The following is a 14,803-nucleotide window of genomic DNA, read 5'->3' as shown; positions in this document are numbered from 1 at the left end:
CCGTCTAGGAACCCTGTCTCCGTCGGTCCCCAGCAGGTTCGCACTTCGACGATCACCGTCAGTTCTCGATGCCAATGTTCCGAAGGCGTTGAGGCAGCTCAACGAGGTTGTCGATGCGAAGGTGCGCCTGCTCTACCTCGGAGCGAGTGGCGTAGAAGTAGCCCCACGGTCCGCGGCGGATGAAGACGGTCGTCAGGCCGGCGTCCAGCGCGGGAAGAATGTCGTTGTCGAGGCGGTCGCCGACGTACGCGATCTCCTCCGGCGCGCACCCCGCCGACTCGACCAGCTTGACGAAGAACTCAGGGGTCGGCTTCTCCGCGCCCCAGTCGTCCGACGTCGCGATCAGGTCCACACCCAGGTTCAGCTCATGCAGCAGCCGGCCGGCGCGAGCGGTCTGGTTACCCGCCACACCGACGAAGTAGCCGTCGGCCTTCAGCGCGGCGAGGCAGTCCCGGACGTCAGGGTAGAGGTCGCGGCCGTTGAAGTGCTCCGCAAGTCCGGCTTCGGCCCGGCGTTGCCGCTCGAGTGCGAGGTCGAATCCGGGCTGGAAGTGCTGAAAGACCTCCCGATAGTCCCGCCCCTGCGCGATGACCTGCCCGAACACCGCAGAGAACGTGTGCCGGGGAACGCCGAGCCAGTCCGCCCAGGTGCCGTACTCGGTGGACTCGTTGATCAGCGTCTCGCCCACGTCGAAGTAGACAGCGCGGATTCGCCGTGCGGAAGAGGTCTGGACGGTCATGCGGTCAACGCACCCAATCGCTCGTCAAGGTCAGCAACGACGGTGGCATCGTCCCACGGCCTCAGCCGGGTACGGAACTCCTGAAGGCGGGTGCTCGCGGTTGCGTAGCCGGCCATCGCCAGCGTCGCGGCGGCGTCTCCAGCGAGGTCACATGCCTGGTCGAGCTGCGGGTGATCGCCGAGATACGAGCTAGCGATGTCGATGAGGAACACCGCCTTCTGCTTGACCGCCACGGGACCGAGTCCACGTAGCGCCGCCGCGAGGGCGGATCGGGCCTCCTCGGGGCGACCGAGCTGAAGGAATGCCCGACCGCGGAATCCGTCGAGACGGTCCGCCGAGTAGTAGTCGAACCACACTGGCGGTGCCGCGTCTGCGGGGCGGGAAAGGCGTACGGCTGCTTGGTCGAGAGCACGTAGCGTGCCGGCAGCGTTCGCTGTGCCCAGCACCTCGGACTCCACCGCCGCGATCCACGACTGGACCACCGGCACGCCACTTCGTCGGGCGTGATCAGCAGCGCCAGCGAGATAGCTGATGGCCGCTGAGGTGTTGTGCTCGGCCGCCGGCACGAACGCGAGATGGCCGAGCGCGGCTGCGGCGAGGAGGTCGTCGCCCACCTGCATGGCCGCTTCGTGGGCGAGCCCGAAGTAGCCCCGCGCGTCGGCCGGTCGCTGCAGGTCGAAGAACGTCAGCCGGCCGGCCAGCGTGGCGACTTCGCTGCGGGTGCGTAGGACTCGGCGCTTGAGTCCTCCGTCGGGCAGTTGCCGCATGACGTCGACCGCGGTGTCAAGGTGATCGCGTGCAAGGCTGAGCAGATCGCCAGGTTTCCCAGACCCGTGGTACAGGTGCCGGTATATCTCCGCATTGCGTTCGAGTCGGCTCACTTGAAGCTCCGGAACCAATTCAGCCTGATCGACGAAAGCGAGCGGGGAAACCGCCATCGCCTTAATCGCAGTCCGCCGGCGCATTTCATCCTCCTGGTTCCCAGGTCGGGTCAGGGCCGCTGATACCCGACCGTATGTCTTCACGAGCAGGCCGTCCACGCCGAGTGCCCGGTCGCACACCTCGGCGAGCTCCATCGAACCTGGCTTCTCGCCTCGCTCAACCTGCCCCAGGTACGTGAAGTCATAGCTGGTCAGTACCTGCAACTTCCGGAGCGACAAGCGTCGCTCCTGACGAAGCCTGCGCAGCACCTGCCCGAAAGTCTCACCGTTCACCCGGTCCCCCTGACCAGTGCCCAGGTGTAGGCCACCGTGGGCCTACGCCCTGTGGCTTCCGACGCACACACCGTACCGACCAAGCTCGATGTGTACAGCAACCGCATCGACGGCGGCGATACCCAAGCCGGCACCGAGGCGGGTGCCGGAGAGCACGCGCGCTTCCCCCGGCCCGCGAGCTGAACCCGCCCGCCTCGGTGCCTCTCATTCCAAGGGAGGGCACATGCACGGCGCGAACACCCAGAGGTACAGGCCGATCGAGGTTCACGAAGACTTCCGGCCACGGCCCGTCCTGGTGCTGGACGTCTGCGGGGTTCTGTTGGCGGAGCCGATGGCACCTCTCTTTCGAGTTGTCTCTCAGGAGGCCGGAACCTCTTCCGACCGGGTCGCAGCGATCTTCCGCCACTACTTCCGGGACGCGTTGTGGTCTGGGCTGCTCGACGAGTCCGCGTTCTGGCCTGCGTTCGCAGCGGCGTGCGGTCTCGGGCAGCCATCGCCAGCCTGGCGGTCGGTGCTGCGGTCGACGATGAGGCCGCTACCGGCCGTCTCCCGGCTACGCAATTGGTCGAGGGGGGCGCAGATCTGGCTGTTGTCCAACCATCGCCACGAATGGTTGGTGCCCGCACTGCAGACGGCCGGCCTGCATCGGCAAACCCATCGGATCTTTATCTCCAGCCAGACCGGCGCGGTCAAGCCGAATCCCTCCGCCTACGTCCAGGTTCTTGAACAGGCGTCACCCGGTGACAATCTCCTGTACGTCGATGACAAGGAGGCCAACGTCGAAGCGTTCAGGAGCCTGGGGGTCGACGGCTTCCAGGCCGACACGACCGGCTCCTGGACCGCCGCCGTCGATGGTTGGCTTGCCGCATCAACGCGGAGGACCTGGTGAGCGGCCCCTACCGTGACATCGCCGCCCAGAGCTTCCTCGACGAGATCCCTCGACTCATCGACACCTTGAGCGTGGCGACGGAGTGCATCCCGGCTGGGGACCGGGTCTGGGTCTTCTACGGCAGCCGAATCACCGGCACGGCAACCGCAGCCAGTGACTTCGACGTGATGATGCTCCATCGCGAGGACGAGGTTCCACCGACCCGCGTTGGCACCACCTATCGCGACGCTCCGGTGACCGTCTACTCGCTGCCTTGGTCGGCCCTGTACCGCGACGGGCTGGACCGCGCGTACGGCGGCTACTTCGCGCTAAAGATGTTCAGCCCGTTCATCTGCACACCGGCCGGCGAGGCCTCGGAGCTGTTGACGAGCGTGGCGCGGTTCTTGGCTCCGCTGGCCGCTGAAGTGGCCGGCCGACTCGACGCGATCACCAGAACTCGCCACCAGATCCTCGCCGACTCCTACCTGGCGTTCCTCGACATCTATCCAGACTTCGACAGCTACGTGGCCCGAGTCCTGGAGGCACCGGTGCTGGCATCGCCGTTGTGGCGACGGCAAGCGCAGGTGATCGTGGACGCCTATCAGCAGGCGCAGATGATCGATCGCACGGTGGACGGCCGTTACGCCTACTCCCGGCAGGCGGCGATCGGGGACCTTCGGCACGAGCGAGCCATCACGGCTGCCCGGTTCTGGGCGTTCGGCGCGGTCTGCCACGACAGCGACGTCCGTTTCCCCGACCTCTACCGCGACAAGGCCCGCCAGCGCACGACCGTCGGGCAGCGGCAGCGAGTCTACGAGTCGCTGCAACGGATCTCGCGTGGGCGAGCCGGCCGATGAGCGCCTTGCTCGCCGAGTGGCACGCGGCCCGCAATAGCCTCGTAGCGGACGAGCACGCCAACAGGGCACGCCGTTTCGGGCTCCAACTGCTCGGTCCCGACTCCGAGGGCCTACCGCCGGTGATCGACAACCTGGCGGGCCGGACCATCTGGGCCTGGCAGCCTGCGAGCCCAGCACTGGCCGCGACTGGTGACGATTGTGGGGACGTGCGCGTCGGTGTTGCCGGAAGTCGGCTGCACCTCGGCCATCTCAGTCTCGCGCGGGACGTCGCATGGCTGCAGGAAAAGGGCCACTCCGTGTCCTTCATGAGCCGCCAAAACCGCACCACGGCCTCCGCACCGGTTGTCGAGCTCTTGGCAGAACGGGTGAAGCAGTTCGGCGGACGCGCCCTTGATCGCCTCATCGACCTCGACACGGCCGAGGTCCGGGCCTTCGAGGACGATGTGTTGTCCGCGCTGGTGTTGCGCCGGATGCGGCAGGTCTATGGCTGGTCCGATGACACCAGACTGAATCTGCTGCGGGACGCGGTGACGATGATGAGCTTCTTCCTGTATGAGCAGAGCGTGGGAGGGTCGATCGCGCTGGTTGACGCCGGTCAGGTGACGCATACGGCGCTGATGAGGACCGTGTCGGATCGCCTCGCGGCACCGACGCCGTACGTTGCCTATCGACGGTTGGTGCCGAACCTGCGGCGTCGTGGTGGCCGGGCCAGCATCAACGATCCGGCCTCCACGATCCTTCTGACCGATAGTCCCGACACCGTCCGGGAAAAGTTCATCGGCGCGGTGACCGGCGGCCGGGCCCGCGCCGAGGAGCAGCGCCAATATGGGGGCAACCCCAACGACTGCCCGACCTTCGAGGTCATCGAACTATTGTCCGCACCTGAGCGGGCGACCGTCGTGGCGCGTCGATGCCGAGCCGGCGAGGTGCTGTGCGGGCAGTGCAAGATCGAGCACCTCGACGAAGTGGTTGCCGGCGTTCGCGGTGACGATCGACAGGTCGCGCTCGCTCGCGTCGGCACGAGTCCCGCCGTACCGACGGCGGTTACCCGGGCCGCTCCCAGCTTGTACCGACCACCGAGCCGGGAACCGGTGGGCCTGGAGGCCGAGATCGCCCGGTACGCCGGGGTGGCGGCGGAACAGGTCGTGGTCGGCCGAGGCACAACCGAGATCCTCGACTGGATCATGCGTGAGCAGGCCTCAGCCGGTGGGGCTGTGCTCGCGACCGCTCCCACCTTCGAGCTCTACGAACAGCTCGCCACCCGAAACGGATTGCGCTACGACGAGGTCGCGTGGGATAGCGGCGCACTCACGCACGACCTGGCGGCGCTGCGAGCCGCGCTGGAGGATGATCACATCGCTGTGTTGGTTGATATCCCCCACACCATCTCCGGCATCTCGGTACCGTTGTCCGACTTGCTGGCCGAGGTCGCGCCTCGACTGCCCAGCGGGGCGAAGCTGATCATTGACAACGTCTACGGTGAGTTCATGGCACATCCCCTCGCGCTGACGCCGCGACTCCTTGAGGAGCGCGATGAGCTGGTGGTGTGCCGTTCGCTGTCCAAGGCACACTGTCTGCTCGGTGCCAGAGTCGGGTACGCGGTCACCAGCGCCGGCTACGCCGACCGGCTGCGTCGACATCGGCTTCCGTACGCCGTCAGCGCGCTGGCCGCCACGGCGGCACGCGCGTCCCTGGGCGACGACAGCAACCTTCGGCGCACCATCGCCTTCAACCGGCGGGCGTACGCGACACTGACCGCCGAACTCGACCGGCTGCGCATCGGGTATGCCGGATCGGACGCGAACTTCCTTCTGATCGATCTCGGGGACCGGCGCGACCAGGTCCTCGCTCTACTCCGGGCCCGGGGGCTGCGGTTCCGTGACGGCTCACGATGGCGACTTCCGACGATGATTCAGGTTCATCTCATCGACGAGGCGACCGTCGCCCCGTTGGTGCGCGCCCTGCGCGACCTTCGTTGACCCGTCACGCCGCGAAAGGCCCCATCGTCATGACCGCTCAGCGGATGCTCACCGGTGACCGCCCCACCGGGAAACTGCACCTTGGCCACTACGTCGGCAGCATCGCCAACCGAGTGAAGCTGCACCGAAAGTACGAGAGCTTCTTCATCATCGCCGACCTGCACATGCTGACCACCAAAAACACCCGCGACGACATCGCGAGGGCCACCCAGAACGCCCGGGACATGGTGGTCGACTCCCTCGCCGCCGGGATCGACCCGGACGCCGCCACCTTCTACCTCCAGTCGGCGATCCAGGAAGTCGGAGACCTCAACACCCTCTTCCAGAACCTGGTCACCGTGCCGCGCCTGGAGCGGGTGCCCTCGCTCAAGGACATGGCCCGTGACGCCGGCAAGGAGGAGATGCCGTACGGGCTGCTCGGCTACCCGGTCCTGCAGGCCGCCGACATCCTCTGCGTCAAGGCCCACGTGGTGCCCGTCGGCAAGGACAACGCCGCGCACGTCGAGGTCACCAGGGAGATTGCCCGCCGTTTCAACCACCTCTACGGCGAGGTCTTCCCCGTCCCCGAGCTGGTCAGTGCCGAGACGCCCACCCTGGTCGGCACCGACGGCCGGGCCAAGATGAGCAAGAGCCTGGGCAACGCCATCGCCCTCTCCGACGAGCCGGCCGAGGTTCGCCGCAAGGTCATGGGCATGTACACCGACCCAAACCGGATCCGCGCGGACGTGCCCGGCACGGTTGAAGGCAACCCGGTGTTCCAATACCACGACGTCTTCAACCCCAACCGGACCGAGGTTGACGACCTCAAGGGCCGCTACCGCGAGGGCAGGGTCGGCGACGTCGAGGTCAAGGAGAAGCTCGCCATCGCGCTGAACGCGTTCCTCGACCCCATGCGCGAGCGACGCGCCCGCTACGAGGCTGACAAGGGCCTGGTCGACGAACTGATCGTGGAGGGCACGGAACGCACCCGACGCGAGGTCCAGCAGACGGTCTTCGAGGCGCGCAAGGCGATGGGCCTCACCGGCGTCTACACACAGCTCCGCCGCAAGGCCGAACGGTCCCGTAAACCCGCAGCCACCACCGCGTAGAAGAGAACCCTCATGAGTCACCACGAAGCCGGCCGGCAGGCCGGCAGCTTCCTGCTGCGAAAAATCAGGTCGGGGACTTCGGGAGCTGAGGTGTTCCTCCTGCGACAACCTGGCGGTGCGACTGTCGCCACGAAGGTCACCCGCAACCCAAGGGTCAGCTCGTCCGTGCAGGCCCAACGGCACGCCCTCATGAAGAAGCACTTCGCTTCGCACACCCCGGCCGTGCTCGGCACCGCAGCCGAGGCCGGCCTTGACGTCATCGTCACGGCGGCGCCCGCCGTGTGGAGCCTTGACGAGGCCATCGACCGCCTCGGACCCACACCGGAGCTTTACGTGGCCTGGCGGGACGTGGTGGCCGCTCTTGTCACGGTGTGGCGGTCAACCGCCCGACCCGGTTTCGATCCCGCCCACGCCACCCGCAGTCACGATCTGCGGTGCAGGCGCGGCCTCCAAGGGCTGGAGGACGCGCTCACCACAGACCTCCAACCACCGTCAGGGTGGTCGAGCCTCGTGATCAACGGAAGTGATTTGGGCTCGTGGGCTCGGGCCTTCGAGCGGCTCCTCGGCGTCGGCAGACCCGACTTCCGGGTCACCTGCCACGGCGACCCGCACGCCGGCAACGTGCTGGTCGCTCATGACGGGACGTGGCACCTCGTGGACTGGGAATGGTCCGGCGAGCACCACGACTGGCGCATGATGGTCAGCCACCTGATCGGCAGTTGGTACGTCCGCGACCTCCTGGACCACGCCTCCGGCACGGTCACAGCGGGACCCGAGGGGCTCGTGCTGGACTACGTCATCGGTGAATCGCCCCGGCTGCGCCGGTTCGGGGATCCGGCGGCCAAAGCGTACCGGCGAATGACGACGCCGACCCGCACAGAGCAGGATCTCAGTGATGTGGCGCGATATGTGGCACTGCTACTGCTCCGGGAGATACCCCGAGCCGTGCTGGCCGGGCGACGTCACCTCATCGCACCACTGCTCGGCGAATGCGTCCGGCTCACTACCGGCGAGCACACACGCCATCCGGCCATACGGCTGCTCACGGCGCCGGTACGGGCGGCGGCGTGATGCAGCTCGGGCTGGCATTGCCGCACTACCCGTTCTCCTTCCCGACACCGCAGCCCTCCGTCGCCCGACGGGCGATCGAGTACGCCACCCTGGTCGAGGACGCGGGATTCCACCAAGTGTGGGTCTCCGACCACTTCTGGGTCGACGTCGCCGCGGCAGGGCAACCAGAGCGACGACAGGAGCCGGCCGAGTGCTGGACCCTGCTGGCCGCGATCGCGGCCACGACCACCCGCATCCGCATCGGCTCGTTGGCAACGCCCATCGGATTCAGGAACCCGTACCTCCTCGCACGCATGGTGACGACCGTGAACGAACTCGCCGCCGGGCGACTCGACGTCGCCCTCGGAGCCGGATGGAACGAGTCGGAACACCGGGCGAATGGCCTGGACTTCCCGCCCGCAGGACAGCGACTGGCATCGCTCGCGGACACGGTCCGCTTCCTTCAGCGGCGAGTGCCGGACGTGCCAGTCTGGGTTGCCGGGAAGCGCCCAAAGCTACTTGAGGTCGCCGCGATCGCGGACGGGTGGAACACCGCATGGGACAGCACGATCGCCGAATACCGGCGCAGGGATGCGACATTGCGGCATGCCTGCCAACGTCACGGGCGTGACCCCGTGGCGGTCCAGCGGTCTCTGGGCCTGACGACGCTCATCGGCCGCGACAACGACGACCTTGAGAGACGATGGCGCATGCTGCAGCGCTGGGCTCCCGGCAACGCACTGGCTGACGTCTCGCTACAGAGCTGGGCACAGTCCCGCCTGGTCGGTACACCGGCGGAAGTTGCTCAGCAGCTCCGCCGATGGGGGGAAGCGGGCGTCGAGCAGGTCATCTGCGCCTTCGGAGCGCCATTCGCCGTGTGTGACAATCAGCAGCTTGAGCTCGCTGCACAAGCTATGGCGATCTTCTCTAGCTCCCAGGGTCCGTAGACGGGCTGGCGGTCGTATCCCGGCTGCGAGGGCCTGGTTTCGCTTTGGTTCTTCTGGCCGGCGGCCAGGCGGGGAGCGGACCGCCATCGGCAGCGATCTAGCACCCGGCGGGCCATCAACCGAGTCGGGGTGATCGGGTAGCCTGATGGCACGACGGGCCGTTAGCTCAATGGCAGAGCTGAGGACTTTTAATCCTTAGGTTCTGGGTTCGAGTCCCAGGCGGCCCACCAGGTTTGGCATTGCGCGAACCGGATCCGGTTCGTTGCCGTCGCCGGTGGACGTAGCGGGTGTCGCCGCGTCCATCGCGACGGGCTCGTCGCGGGGTAGCCGGAACACCGGGATGATCTCGTCGCCGATGATGCGGATCTCGGCGATCAGTTCCTCGATGATGGCTTTGCGCTCGGGTGAGTCGCCGTTGGTGATCACGTGTTCGAGGCGGGCTCGGGTTTCGCGAGGGTGCTGGGTGACGGTGCGACGGGTTCGTCGCTGATGAGGTCGGTGATCTCGTCGCGGCGGACTTTGAGGGCTTCGTTCGGCGTGCCGGTCGGCGTTGGTCTCGCGGTGGTGGGCTCGCGCCTGGTTGATCGGATGCTGCCGCTGCATCGTCAGTCAGCCTGATGGGAAGCCGCCATACAAGAGTATGGTGATCCTATGGCGGTGAAGAAGGTAACGGTGACGCTCCCGGAGGAGCTGGTCGAGGCCCTCGGGTCGGCGGCGCGCGAGGACGGGGTTCCGTTGTCGCGGCTGGTGGCTAGCGCGGCGGAGAGTGAGCTGCGGCGCCGGGTGGGACGGAAGGTCGTCGCGGATTGGCAGGCCGAGCATGGGGCGTTCACGCTCGAGGAGCTTGCGGCAGCTCGGGCGGAGATGGCCGCGGCGGACGCGGAAGCCTTTGATGTCTCCGGGCCGGCGGCGGCGTGAGTATTCCGTACGTGTACGACGCCGGTGTGCTGTTGGCGATCGACGGCAACGATCGGCGGATGTGGGTCATCCACCATCTGGCGCTGGAAGAGGGGCGCCGTGTGCTCATTCCTGCCGTCGTCGTGGCCCAGGGCTGGCGTGATGCCCGTCGTCAGGTCCAGCTCGGGAGATTCCTGCACAGCTGTGAGGTGCTCCCGGTAGGGATGGAGACGGCGAAAACGGCTGGCGTGCTGTGCGGAAAGGCGGGGACCAGGGACATCGTCGACGCCACGGTGGTGACGGTGGCACTGGCGTACGGGGCGATCGTGTTCACCAGCGATCCCGACGACATCACGCACCTGAGCGCGGCGGCCGAGGTCAAGCCGGGATTGGTCGTACGCCGCGTGTGACCTTGGCGGCTCAGGCATCTGCGGCTTTCACGTATCCGAGGCTGCCGCTGGCCCGTGAGCTGGTTAAACGCCCCGGTAGCGCTTCGCCGGTGACCATGATCGGGCGGTTCGCATGGTGCAACGTCCGGCCCACCCGAAACAGCTGCCCACCTATCGGCGTCGACCCGCCGGCCTCCGCGGTGAACCTCGGCCTTAACGGCGTCGGTTTGTGGTTATGCGCGCCAGCTGCTCACCCCAGTCCCCGAGGGGGAGGAGTGTGCCCGGTTGCGGGAGGCACCGAAGTCGGTGAGCGAGTATTCCACCTTGGGCGGCACCTGTCGGTAGACCTCGCGGTGCACGAGTTCGTCGGCCTCCAGCTCGCGTAGCTGCTGGATGAGCATCTTCTCGCTCACCCCCGGCAGCCCTCGACGCAGCTCGGCGAATCGTCGGGGACCGGTGTGCAGTTCCCACGGGATCAGGGCGGGCTTGACGGCTGCGCTTGGAAAGCGGCTGACCGGGTACGGAGCGGGCATGCGGATCGTGGTCGTGGGAGCGAGCGGGAACGTCGGCTCGGCGGTGCTGCGCCGGTTGCGGCGCGAGCGCGACGTGGAGATCGTCGGGGTGGCGCGGCGGTTGCCGCCCGCAGGTGCGGGTGAGCCGTACGACGCGGTGCGGTGGCACTCCTGCGACATCGGCCTGGCCGGCGCGGCGGACGAGCTGACCGGTGCCTTTGCCGGCGCCGATGCGGTGGTGCACCTGGCCTGGCAGATCCAGCCCAGTCACGACCAGCACGTGTTGCGCCGTACCAATGTCGGCGGCAGCCGGGCGGTGGTCGACGCGGTGCTGCGCGCCCGGGTGCCGGCCCTGGTGTACGCCTCGTCGGTCGGCACCTACGCGCCCGGCCCGAAGAACGTGCCGGTCAGCGAGCGCTGGCCGGCCACCGGGGTGCCCGGGTCGTCGTACAGCCGGGACAAGGCGACGGTGGAGGAGATGCTCGACGGGATCGAGCGGAGCCATCCGGCGCTACGGCTGGTCCGGATGCGTCCCGGGTTGATCTTTCAGCGGGATGCCGGCATCGAGATCAGCCGGTACTTCCTCGGCCCGCTGGCACCGGTGCGGCTGCTGCGGTTCGGCCGGCTGCCGCTGGTGCCCACCAACCGGCGGTTGCGGATGCAGGTGGTGCACGCCGACGACGTGGCTGACGCGTACGCCCGAGCGATCATGGGGGACGCCCGCGGCGCCTTCAACGTCGCGGCGGACCCGGTGCTGACTCCCGAGCTGGTGGCCCGGCACTTTCACGGCTGGACGGTGCCGGTGGCCGCCCCGGTGCTGCGGGCCGCCGCGGCGCTCACCTGGCGGGCACGGCTGCAACCGGTCGACGCCGGCTGGGTCGAGCTGGCCCTCAACGCGCCGCTGATGTCCAGCGAGCGGGCCGAGACCGAGCTTGGCTGGCGCCCGAGCGTCGACTCGGTCACCGCCCTGCGGGAACTCTTCACCGGTATGGCCGAGCGCGCCGGAACCGAGAGCCCGCCCCTCGCCATTCCACCCAGCCTCCCCGCCGGCCAGGGCAACCCCTACTGACCCCGCCGACAGGGTCAGCGGATGGTGGAGGCGGTGAAGGTGGGCTTGCCGGAGCCCAGGTAGAAGATGCCGGGGTGGTTCTCGAAGCCGTGGCTGGGGTTTCGGCGCAGGGTCGAGTTCTCGACGCGCAGGGTGCCGGTGCGGTCGTTGCTGACGAAGAAGACGGCCCCACCGCCCTCCCGGGCGTCGTTGTCCTCGACGACCGTGCCGGCGAGACGTACGGAGAACTTGTTGCCGTCGCAGTAGATCGCCCCGCCGCTGCCGCCGCCAGGCGTGCCGGAGCGGGCCGGGTTGGCGCCCTCGCCGACCGCCTCGTTGTCCCGCAGGACGCTGTTGAGGACGACCCAGGACACTCCGATGCTGCTCAACGCGCCGCCGTTGGCGCAGGAACCACCGGTGAACGTGCTGTTGACCACGTACACCGGCTGGTCGTCGTGCTGGTCGAGGACCCGGATCGCGGCACCGCCCAGATCCGGGCCGGAACGGTCGCAGCGGTTGTCGACGAAGCGCGAGTTGACCACCTTGAACCGGCCACCCCGGACGAAGATCGCCCCACCGCCACCGCCGTCGGTGCGCTGGCCGGTGGAATCGCCATCGGCGAAGGTGAGGTTCTGCACGGTCAGCCGCGGGTGATCCTGGTCGTTGCAGTGCGACGTGGTCCAGCCCTGCAACGCGTCGCAGGTGTTCATGTAGAGGATGCGCCGCTTGCCCTGCCCGCTGAGCGTGACCTTGCCGCCGCCGTCGAGCACCACCTGAGGACCGTTGGCGTTGCGTACCTTGGCGGTGGCGGTCATCCGGATGGTCACCGGGTCGGGGCCGCAGTCGAAGGTGATGATCCCGCCGGCCGCCACCGCCCGGATGACGGCGGCGGAGGTGCAGCTGTCGGCGGTGCCGTCGCCGACGGTGCGGGTCGGCTTCGACGTGTCGACCGCCCGCCCGGCCGCCGGAACGGTCACCCGTCCGCCCGGGTTGCCGCTGTTGGGGGCACCCCGGGATGCACGGGTCGGGGTCGGGGTCGGGCTGGCACTGGCAGTCGGCCTGTTGCCCAGCCCGGTCTGAGCCGCCGGGGTGGCCTGCGCGCCCGGCGCCTGTTCCGACACACTCGGTGCCGGCGAGGGGTTACTCACCGGCGCCTGCGCGTCGCGCGGGTCGACGCTCGGTACGGACGGGCTGCACGCGGCGAGGGTGGCGACGGCTAGCCCGAACGCGACCGTGGCGGTGGAGGATCTGAGACGCACCCCGTGATGCTAGGTCCTGTGTCAACGGACCCGGCCCCGCCGTGGACGAAAGGGTCAGGCGATCGGCACGTGGTGCAGGTGCCGCCGTCGACGTAACCGAACGGCGAAGACCGCCGCCACCGTGACGATCAGCAGGACGGTGACCACCAGCCCGTGCAGGACGCCCCGGGTCAGGTAACCGTCGTCGGTGTGGTCCACCGCCCAGGTGCCGATCTCCCGGCTGGACCAGAACGGCGTCAGCTTCGCCCCCGCGTCGGCCGGGTCGAGCAGCATCTGCATCGCCACCACGGTGAGCAGCAGCAGCGTCCCCTCCAACTCGCGGGGCAGCAGGGCGCCGATCAACATGCCGAACGGTGCGGCCACGGCCACGCAGCAGAGCATCGCCACGGCGATGCCGCCGTACCGCAGGTTGTTCGCGTCGATGACGGTGATCAGGAAGAACGGCACCGAAATCGTCAGCCCCAGCGCCCACAGGCCGAGCATCCGGCCGAGGTAGAGATGGTGCGGGCGGTAGCCGGCGAGCCGCAGCCGGGGTTCCAGTTCGCGGGCCGCGCTGGTGGCGAAGAGCGCCGCCGTGCTGACCGCCCAACTGATGCCGAGCAGCAGCGCGCGCACCGACTGCCCGACGTAGGAGTCGCGCCGGATCAGCCAGAAGGTCAACGGCATCAACAGCAGGAGCAGGAGTACGCCGCGGCGGCGCACCAGCTCCCGCAGCGTCATCTCGGCCACGGTGACCAGGCGGTTCACGATCGACCTCCCTGGTGGGCGGGGGTCAGGTCGAGTACCACGTCGACCCGGTCGAGCTGGTTGAGCAGGTGGGTCACCACGACGATGGCCCGTCCCTCGTCGCGCAGCCGGGTCAGCTGGTCCCAGAGGTTGACGTAGCTGCCCTGGTCGAAGCCCTGGTACGGCTCGTCGAGCAGCAGCACGTCCGGCTGCGCCAGCGTGGACATGGTGAGGTTCAGTTTCTGCCGCGTGCCGCCGGAGAGGTGCCGCGCGAGCACGGCGTTCTCGGCGTCCCAGCCGAGCTGTCGGGCCGCCGCTCGGCCGGCCTGCCGGGCGGGCCCCCGTGGCACGCCCTGCCCGGCGCCCACCAGCACGAAGTGCTCGTCGGGCAGCAGGAAGTCGGCGGTGCCGCCCTGCTGGGGGCAGTAGCCCAAGCGGCCCGAGACGGTCACCTCCCCGGCGTCCGGCGAGACCAGGCCGGCGCAGATCCGCAGGAAGGTGCTCTTGCCGCAGCCGTTCGCGCCGACCACGGCGGCGATCTGCCCGGCCCGTACGGTGAGCGACGCGTCGCGGAGCACCACCCGCCGGCCGTACCGCTTGGTGAGGTCCCGGGCGTGCAACCGGACGGGGCCCGGGCGCGGGCCGGGTGCGGTGCCGATGCTCTCCACGATGGCGGCGGCGTACGCCTGCGGCGAGCCGAAGACCAGCCACGGATCACCGCCGCCCTCGCGCAGGTGGGTGGCCGCCTCGGCGACCACGTGCCGGACGGCGTCGCCGCCCACCCGGCGCTGGTGCAGCTCGGCCGCGAACGCGCGCAGCCAGTCGTCGGCGTTCACCCGTCGACCCCCTTCGTGACGATGCCGGTCACCGGGGCCACGAACGCCAACCAGGCGTAGCCGCCGTGCCGCAGCGCCGCTCGCCCGTCGTCGGTGAGTTGGTAGTACTTGCGGGCCGGACCGGAGTCGCCCTCCCGCCACCGCGCGGTGACCAGCCCGGTGCGTTGCAGTCGCAGCAGCACCGGGTAGAGCGTGCCGCCCTGGATCGGTCCGACGCCCGCGGCGTCGAGCGACTGGGCAAGCTGATAGCCGTAGGACTCGCCGTCGCGCAGCAGGGCGAGCACGCAGAGATCGAGCACCCCACGCAGCCACTGCCCCCGACGGTCGGAATCCACCCGCCGAACCCTAGTGCCACTACCTAGATGGCACAACTACCTAGTGCGGGACGGCAGTC

At 68.7% G+C, this 14,803-nt stretch carries 18 protein-coding genes and 1 tRNA gene; 11 read left to right on the top strand and 8 right to left on the bottom strand.

Features of this window, described 5'->3' with window-relative positions:
* Positions 1-58: 58 nt before the first annotated feature.
* Positions 59-739, bottom strand: coding sequence for an HAD family hydrolase (locus AC2CHE_RS00225; protein ID WP_484502820.1), 681 nt, complete (start codon positions 737-739; stop codon positions 59-61).
* Positions 736-1,929, bottom strand: coding sequence for an NsdA family TPR-like regulatory protein (locus AC2CHE_RS00220; protein WP_484503018.1), 1,194 nt, complete (start codon positions 1,927-1,929; stop codon positions 736-738). Before AC2CHE_RS00220 ends, AC2CHE_RS00225 begins: the two co-directional genes overlap by 4 nt.
* A 247-nt stretch (positions 1,930-2,176) precedes the next feature.
* Between AC2CHE_RS00220 and AC2CHE_RS00215 the strand changes: the two genes are divergently transcribed.
* The 7 genes from AC2CHE_RS00215 to AC2CHE_RS00185 all read left to right on the top strand — a co-directional run bounded on the left by AC2CHE_RS00215 (position 2,177) and on the right by AC2CHE_RS00185 (position 8,972).
* Positions 2,177-2,842 (top strand): HAD family hydrolase, encoded by a 666-nt coding sequence (locus tag AC2CHE_RS00215; RefSeq protein WP_484502819.1) that lies wholly within the window; start codon positions 2,177-2,179, stop codon positions 2,840-2,842.
* Positions 2,839-3,678: a hypothetical protein gene (locus AC2CHE_RS00210; protein WP_484502818.1), complete on the top strand. Its 840-nt coding sequence runs from the start codon at positions 2,839-2,841 to the stop codon at positions 3,676-3,678. The genes AC2CHE_RS00215 and AC2CHE_RS00210 overlap by 4 nt, the downstream gene beginning before the upstream one ends.
* Complete coding sequence (locus AC2CHE_RS00205; protein WP_484502817.1) at positions 3,675-5,657, top strand: aminotransferase class I/II-fold pyridoxal phosphate-dependent enzyme; 1,983 nt, start codon at positions 3,675-3,677, stop codon at positions 5,655-5,657. Before AC2CHE_RS00210 ends, AC2CHE_RS00205 begins: the two co-directional genes overlap by 4 nt.
* A gap of 29 nt (positions 5,658-5,686) precedes the next feature.
* On the top strand, positions 5,687-6,745 hold the full coding sequence (gene trpS / locus AC2CHE_RS00200) for a tryptophan--tRNA ligase (protein WP_484502816.1): 1,059 nt from the start codon (positions 5,687-5,689) through the stop codon (positions 6,743-6,745).
* Between the two features lie 12 nt (positions 6,746-6,757).
* A complete protein-coding gene (locus AC2CHE_RS00195) occupies positions 6,758-7,816 on the top strand; it encodes a phosphotransferase (RefSeq protein ID WP_484502815.1) in 1,059 nt (352 codons plus the stop codon).
* A complete protein-coding gene (locus AC2CHE_RS00190; RefSeq protein ID WP_484503017.1) occupies positions 7,816-8,742 on the top strand; it encodes an LLM class flavin-dependent oxidoreductase in 927 nt (308 codons plus the stop codon). The genes AC2CHE_RS00195 and AC2CHE_RS00190 overlap by 1 nt, the downstream gene beginning before the upstream one ends.
* Before the next feature lie 155 nt (positions 8,743-8,897).
* Positions 8,898-8,972 (top strand) — tRNA-Lys (locus tag AC2CHE_RS00185).
* On the opposite strand, the gene AC2CHE_RS00180 is transcribed toward AC2CHE_RS00185, so the two are convergent.
* A complete protein-coding gene (locus AC2CHE_RS00180) occupies positions 8,938-9,168 on the bottom strand; it encodes a hypothetical protein (RefSeq protein ID WP_484502814.1) in 231 nt (76 codons plus the stop codon). The genes AC2CHE_RS00185 and AC2CHE_RS00180 overlap by 35 nt on opposite strands.
* On the opposite strand from AC2CHE_RS00180, the gene AC2CHE_RS00175 reads away from it, so the two are divergent.
* From AC2CHE_RS00175 to AC2CHE_RS00165, 3 genes are read left to right on the top strand one after another with little or no spacing between them, the layout of a single operon-like run.
* Positions 9,169-9,360 (top strand): hypothetical protein, encoded by a 192-nt coding sequence (locus AC2CHE_RS00175; RefSeq protein ID WP_484502813.1) that lies wholly within the window; start codon positions 9,169-9,171, stop codon positions 9,358-9,360.
* Positions 9,361-9,393: 33 nt separating this feature from the next.
* Complete coding sequence (locus AC2CHE_RS00170; protein ID WP_203684803.1) at positions 9,394-9,660, top strand: ribbon-helix-helix domain-containing protein; 267 nt, start codon at positions 9,394-9,396, stop codon at positions 9,658-9,660.
* Between the two features lie 11 nt (positions 9,661-9,671).
* The gene (locus AC2CHE_RS00165) at positions 9,672-10,049 is read left to right on the top strand and encodes a type II toxin-antitoxin system VapC family toxin (RefSeq protein ID WP_484502812.1); all 378 of its coding nucleotides are present in this window, start codon (positions 9,672-9,674) and stop codon (positions 10,047-10,049) included.
* A 212-nt stretch (positions 10,050-10,261) separates the two neighbouring features.
* Here the strand turns inward: AC2CHE_RS00165 and AC2CHE_RS00160 are convergent, their stop codons facing one another.
* Positions 10,262-10,561 carry a winged helix-turn-helix transcriptional regulator gene (locus AC2CHE_RS00160; RefSeq protein WP_484502811.1) on the bottom strand — a complete coding sequence of 100 codons (300 nt, stop codon included), beginning with the start codon at positions 10,559-10,561 and terminating at the stop codon, positions 10,262-10,264.
* Between AC2CHE_RS00160 and AC2CHE_RS00155 the strand changes: the two genes are divergently transcribed.
* Positions 10,560-11,609 (top strand): NAD-dependent epimerase/dehydratase family protein, encoded by a 1,050-nt coding sequence (locus AC2CHE_RS00155; RefSeq protein ID WP_484502810.1) that lies wholly within the window; start codon positions 10,560-10,562, stop codon positions 11,607-11,609. The genes AC2CHE_RS00160 and AC2CHE_RS00155 overlap by 2 nt on opposite strands.
* A 14-nt stretch (positions 11,610-11,623) precedes the next feature.
* Here AC2CHE_RS00155 and AC2CHE_RS00150 read toward each other — a convergent pair whose 3' ends face one another.
* Genes AC2CHE_RS00150 through AC2CHE_RS00135 form a run of 4 tightly spaced genes read right to left on the bottom strand, consistent with a single transcriptional unit; the run spans position 11,624 to position 14,744 of the window.
* Positions 11,624-12,847 (bottom strand): hypothetical protein, encoded by a 1,224-nt coding sequence (locus AC2CHE_RS00150; RefSeq protein ID WP_484502809.1) that lies wholly within the window; start codon positions 12,845-12,847, stop codon positions 11,624-11,626.
* 54 nt (positions 12,848-12,901) lie between these two features.
* Positions 12,902-13,594, bottom strand: a complete 693-nt coding sequence (locus AC2CHE_RS00145) for an ABC transporter permease (RefSeq protein WP_484502808.1) — start codon at positions 13,592-13,594, stop codon at positions 12,902-12,904.
* Positions 13,591-14,409, bottom strand: a complete 819-nt coding sequence (locus AC2CHE_RS00140; protein ID WP_484502807.1) for an ATP-binding cassette domain-containing protein — start codon at positions 14,407-14,409, stop codon at positions 13,591-13,593. Before AC2CHE_RS00140 ends, AC2CHE_RS00145 begins: the two co-directional genes overlap by 4 nt.
* Complete coding sequence (locus AC2CHE_RS00135) at positions 14,406-14,744, bottom strand: PadR family transcriptional regulator (RefSeq protein ID WP_484502806.1); 339 nt, start codon at positions 14,742-14,744, stop codon at positions 14,406-14,408. Before AC2CHE_RS00135 ends, AC2CHE_RS00140 begins: the two co-directional genes overlap by 4 nt.
* Between the last annotated feature and the right edge of the window lie 59 nt (positions 14,745-14,803).

Source organism: Micromonospora sp. ATLC16, from assembly GCF_057196645.1.
This window is presented reverse-complemented; position numbering and strand designations above follow the sequence as displayed.

Excerpts from the sequence above, each read along its gene's own strand:
- AC2CHE_RS00170 (WP_203684803.1), top strand. The coding sequence starts at position 9,394 with ATGGCGGTGAAGAAGGTAACGGTGACGCTCCCGGAGGAGCTGGTCGAG.
- AC2CHE_RS00225 (WP_484502820.1), bottom strand. The coding sequence starts at position 739 with ATGACCGTCCAGACCTCTTCCGCACGGCGAATCCGCGCTGTCTACTTC.
- AC2CHE_RS00195 (WP_484502815.1), top strand. The coding sequence starts at position 6,758 with ATGAGTCACCACGAAGCCGGCCGGCAGGCCGGCAGCTTCCTGCTGCGA.
- AC2CHE_RS00205 (WP_484502817.1), top strand. The coding sequence starts at position 3,675 with ATGAGCGCCTTGCTCGCCGAGTGGCACGCGGCCCGCAATAGCCTCGTA.
- trpS (WP_484502816.1), top strand. The coding sequence starts at position 5,687 with ATGACCGCTCAGCGGATGCTCACCGGTGACCGCCCCACCGGGAAACTG.
- AC2CHE_RS00215 (WP_484502819.1), top strand. The coding sequence starts at position 2,177 with ATGCACGGCGCGAACACCCAGAGGTACAGGCCGATCGAGGTTCACGAA.
- AC2CHE_RS00160 (WP_484502811.1), bottom strand. The coding sequence starts at position 10,561 with ATGCCCGCTCCGTACCCGGTCAGCCGCTTTCCAAGCGCAGCCGTCAAG.
- AC2CHE_RS00190 (WP_484503017.1), top strand. The coding sequence starts at position 7,816 with ATGCAGCTCGGGCTGGCATTGCCGCACTACCCGTTCTCCTTCCCGACA.
- AC2CHE_RS00155 (WP_484502810.1), top strand. The coding sequence starts at position 10,560 with ATGCGGATCGTGGTCGTGGGAGCGAGCGGGAACGTCGGCTCGGCGGTG.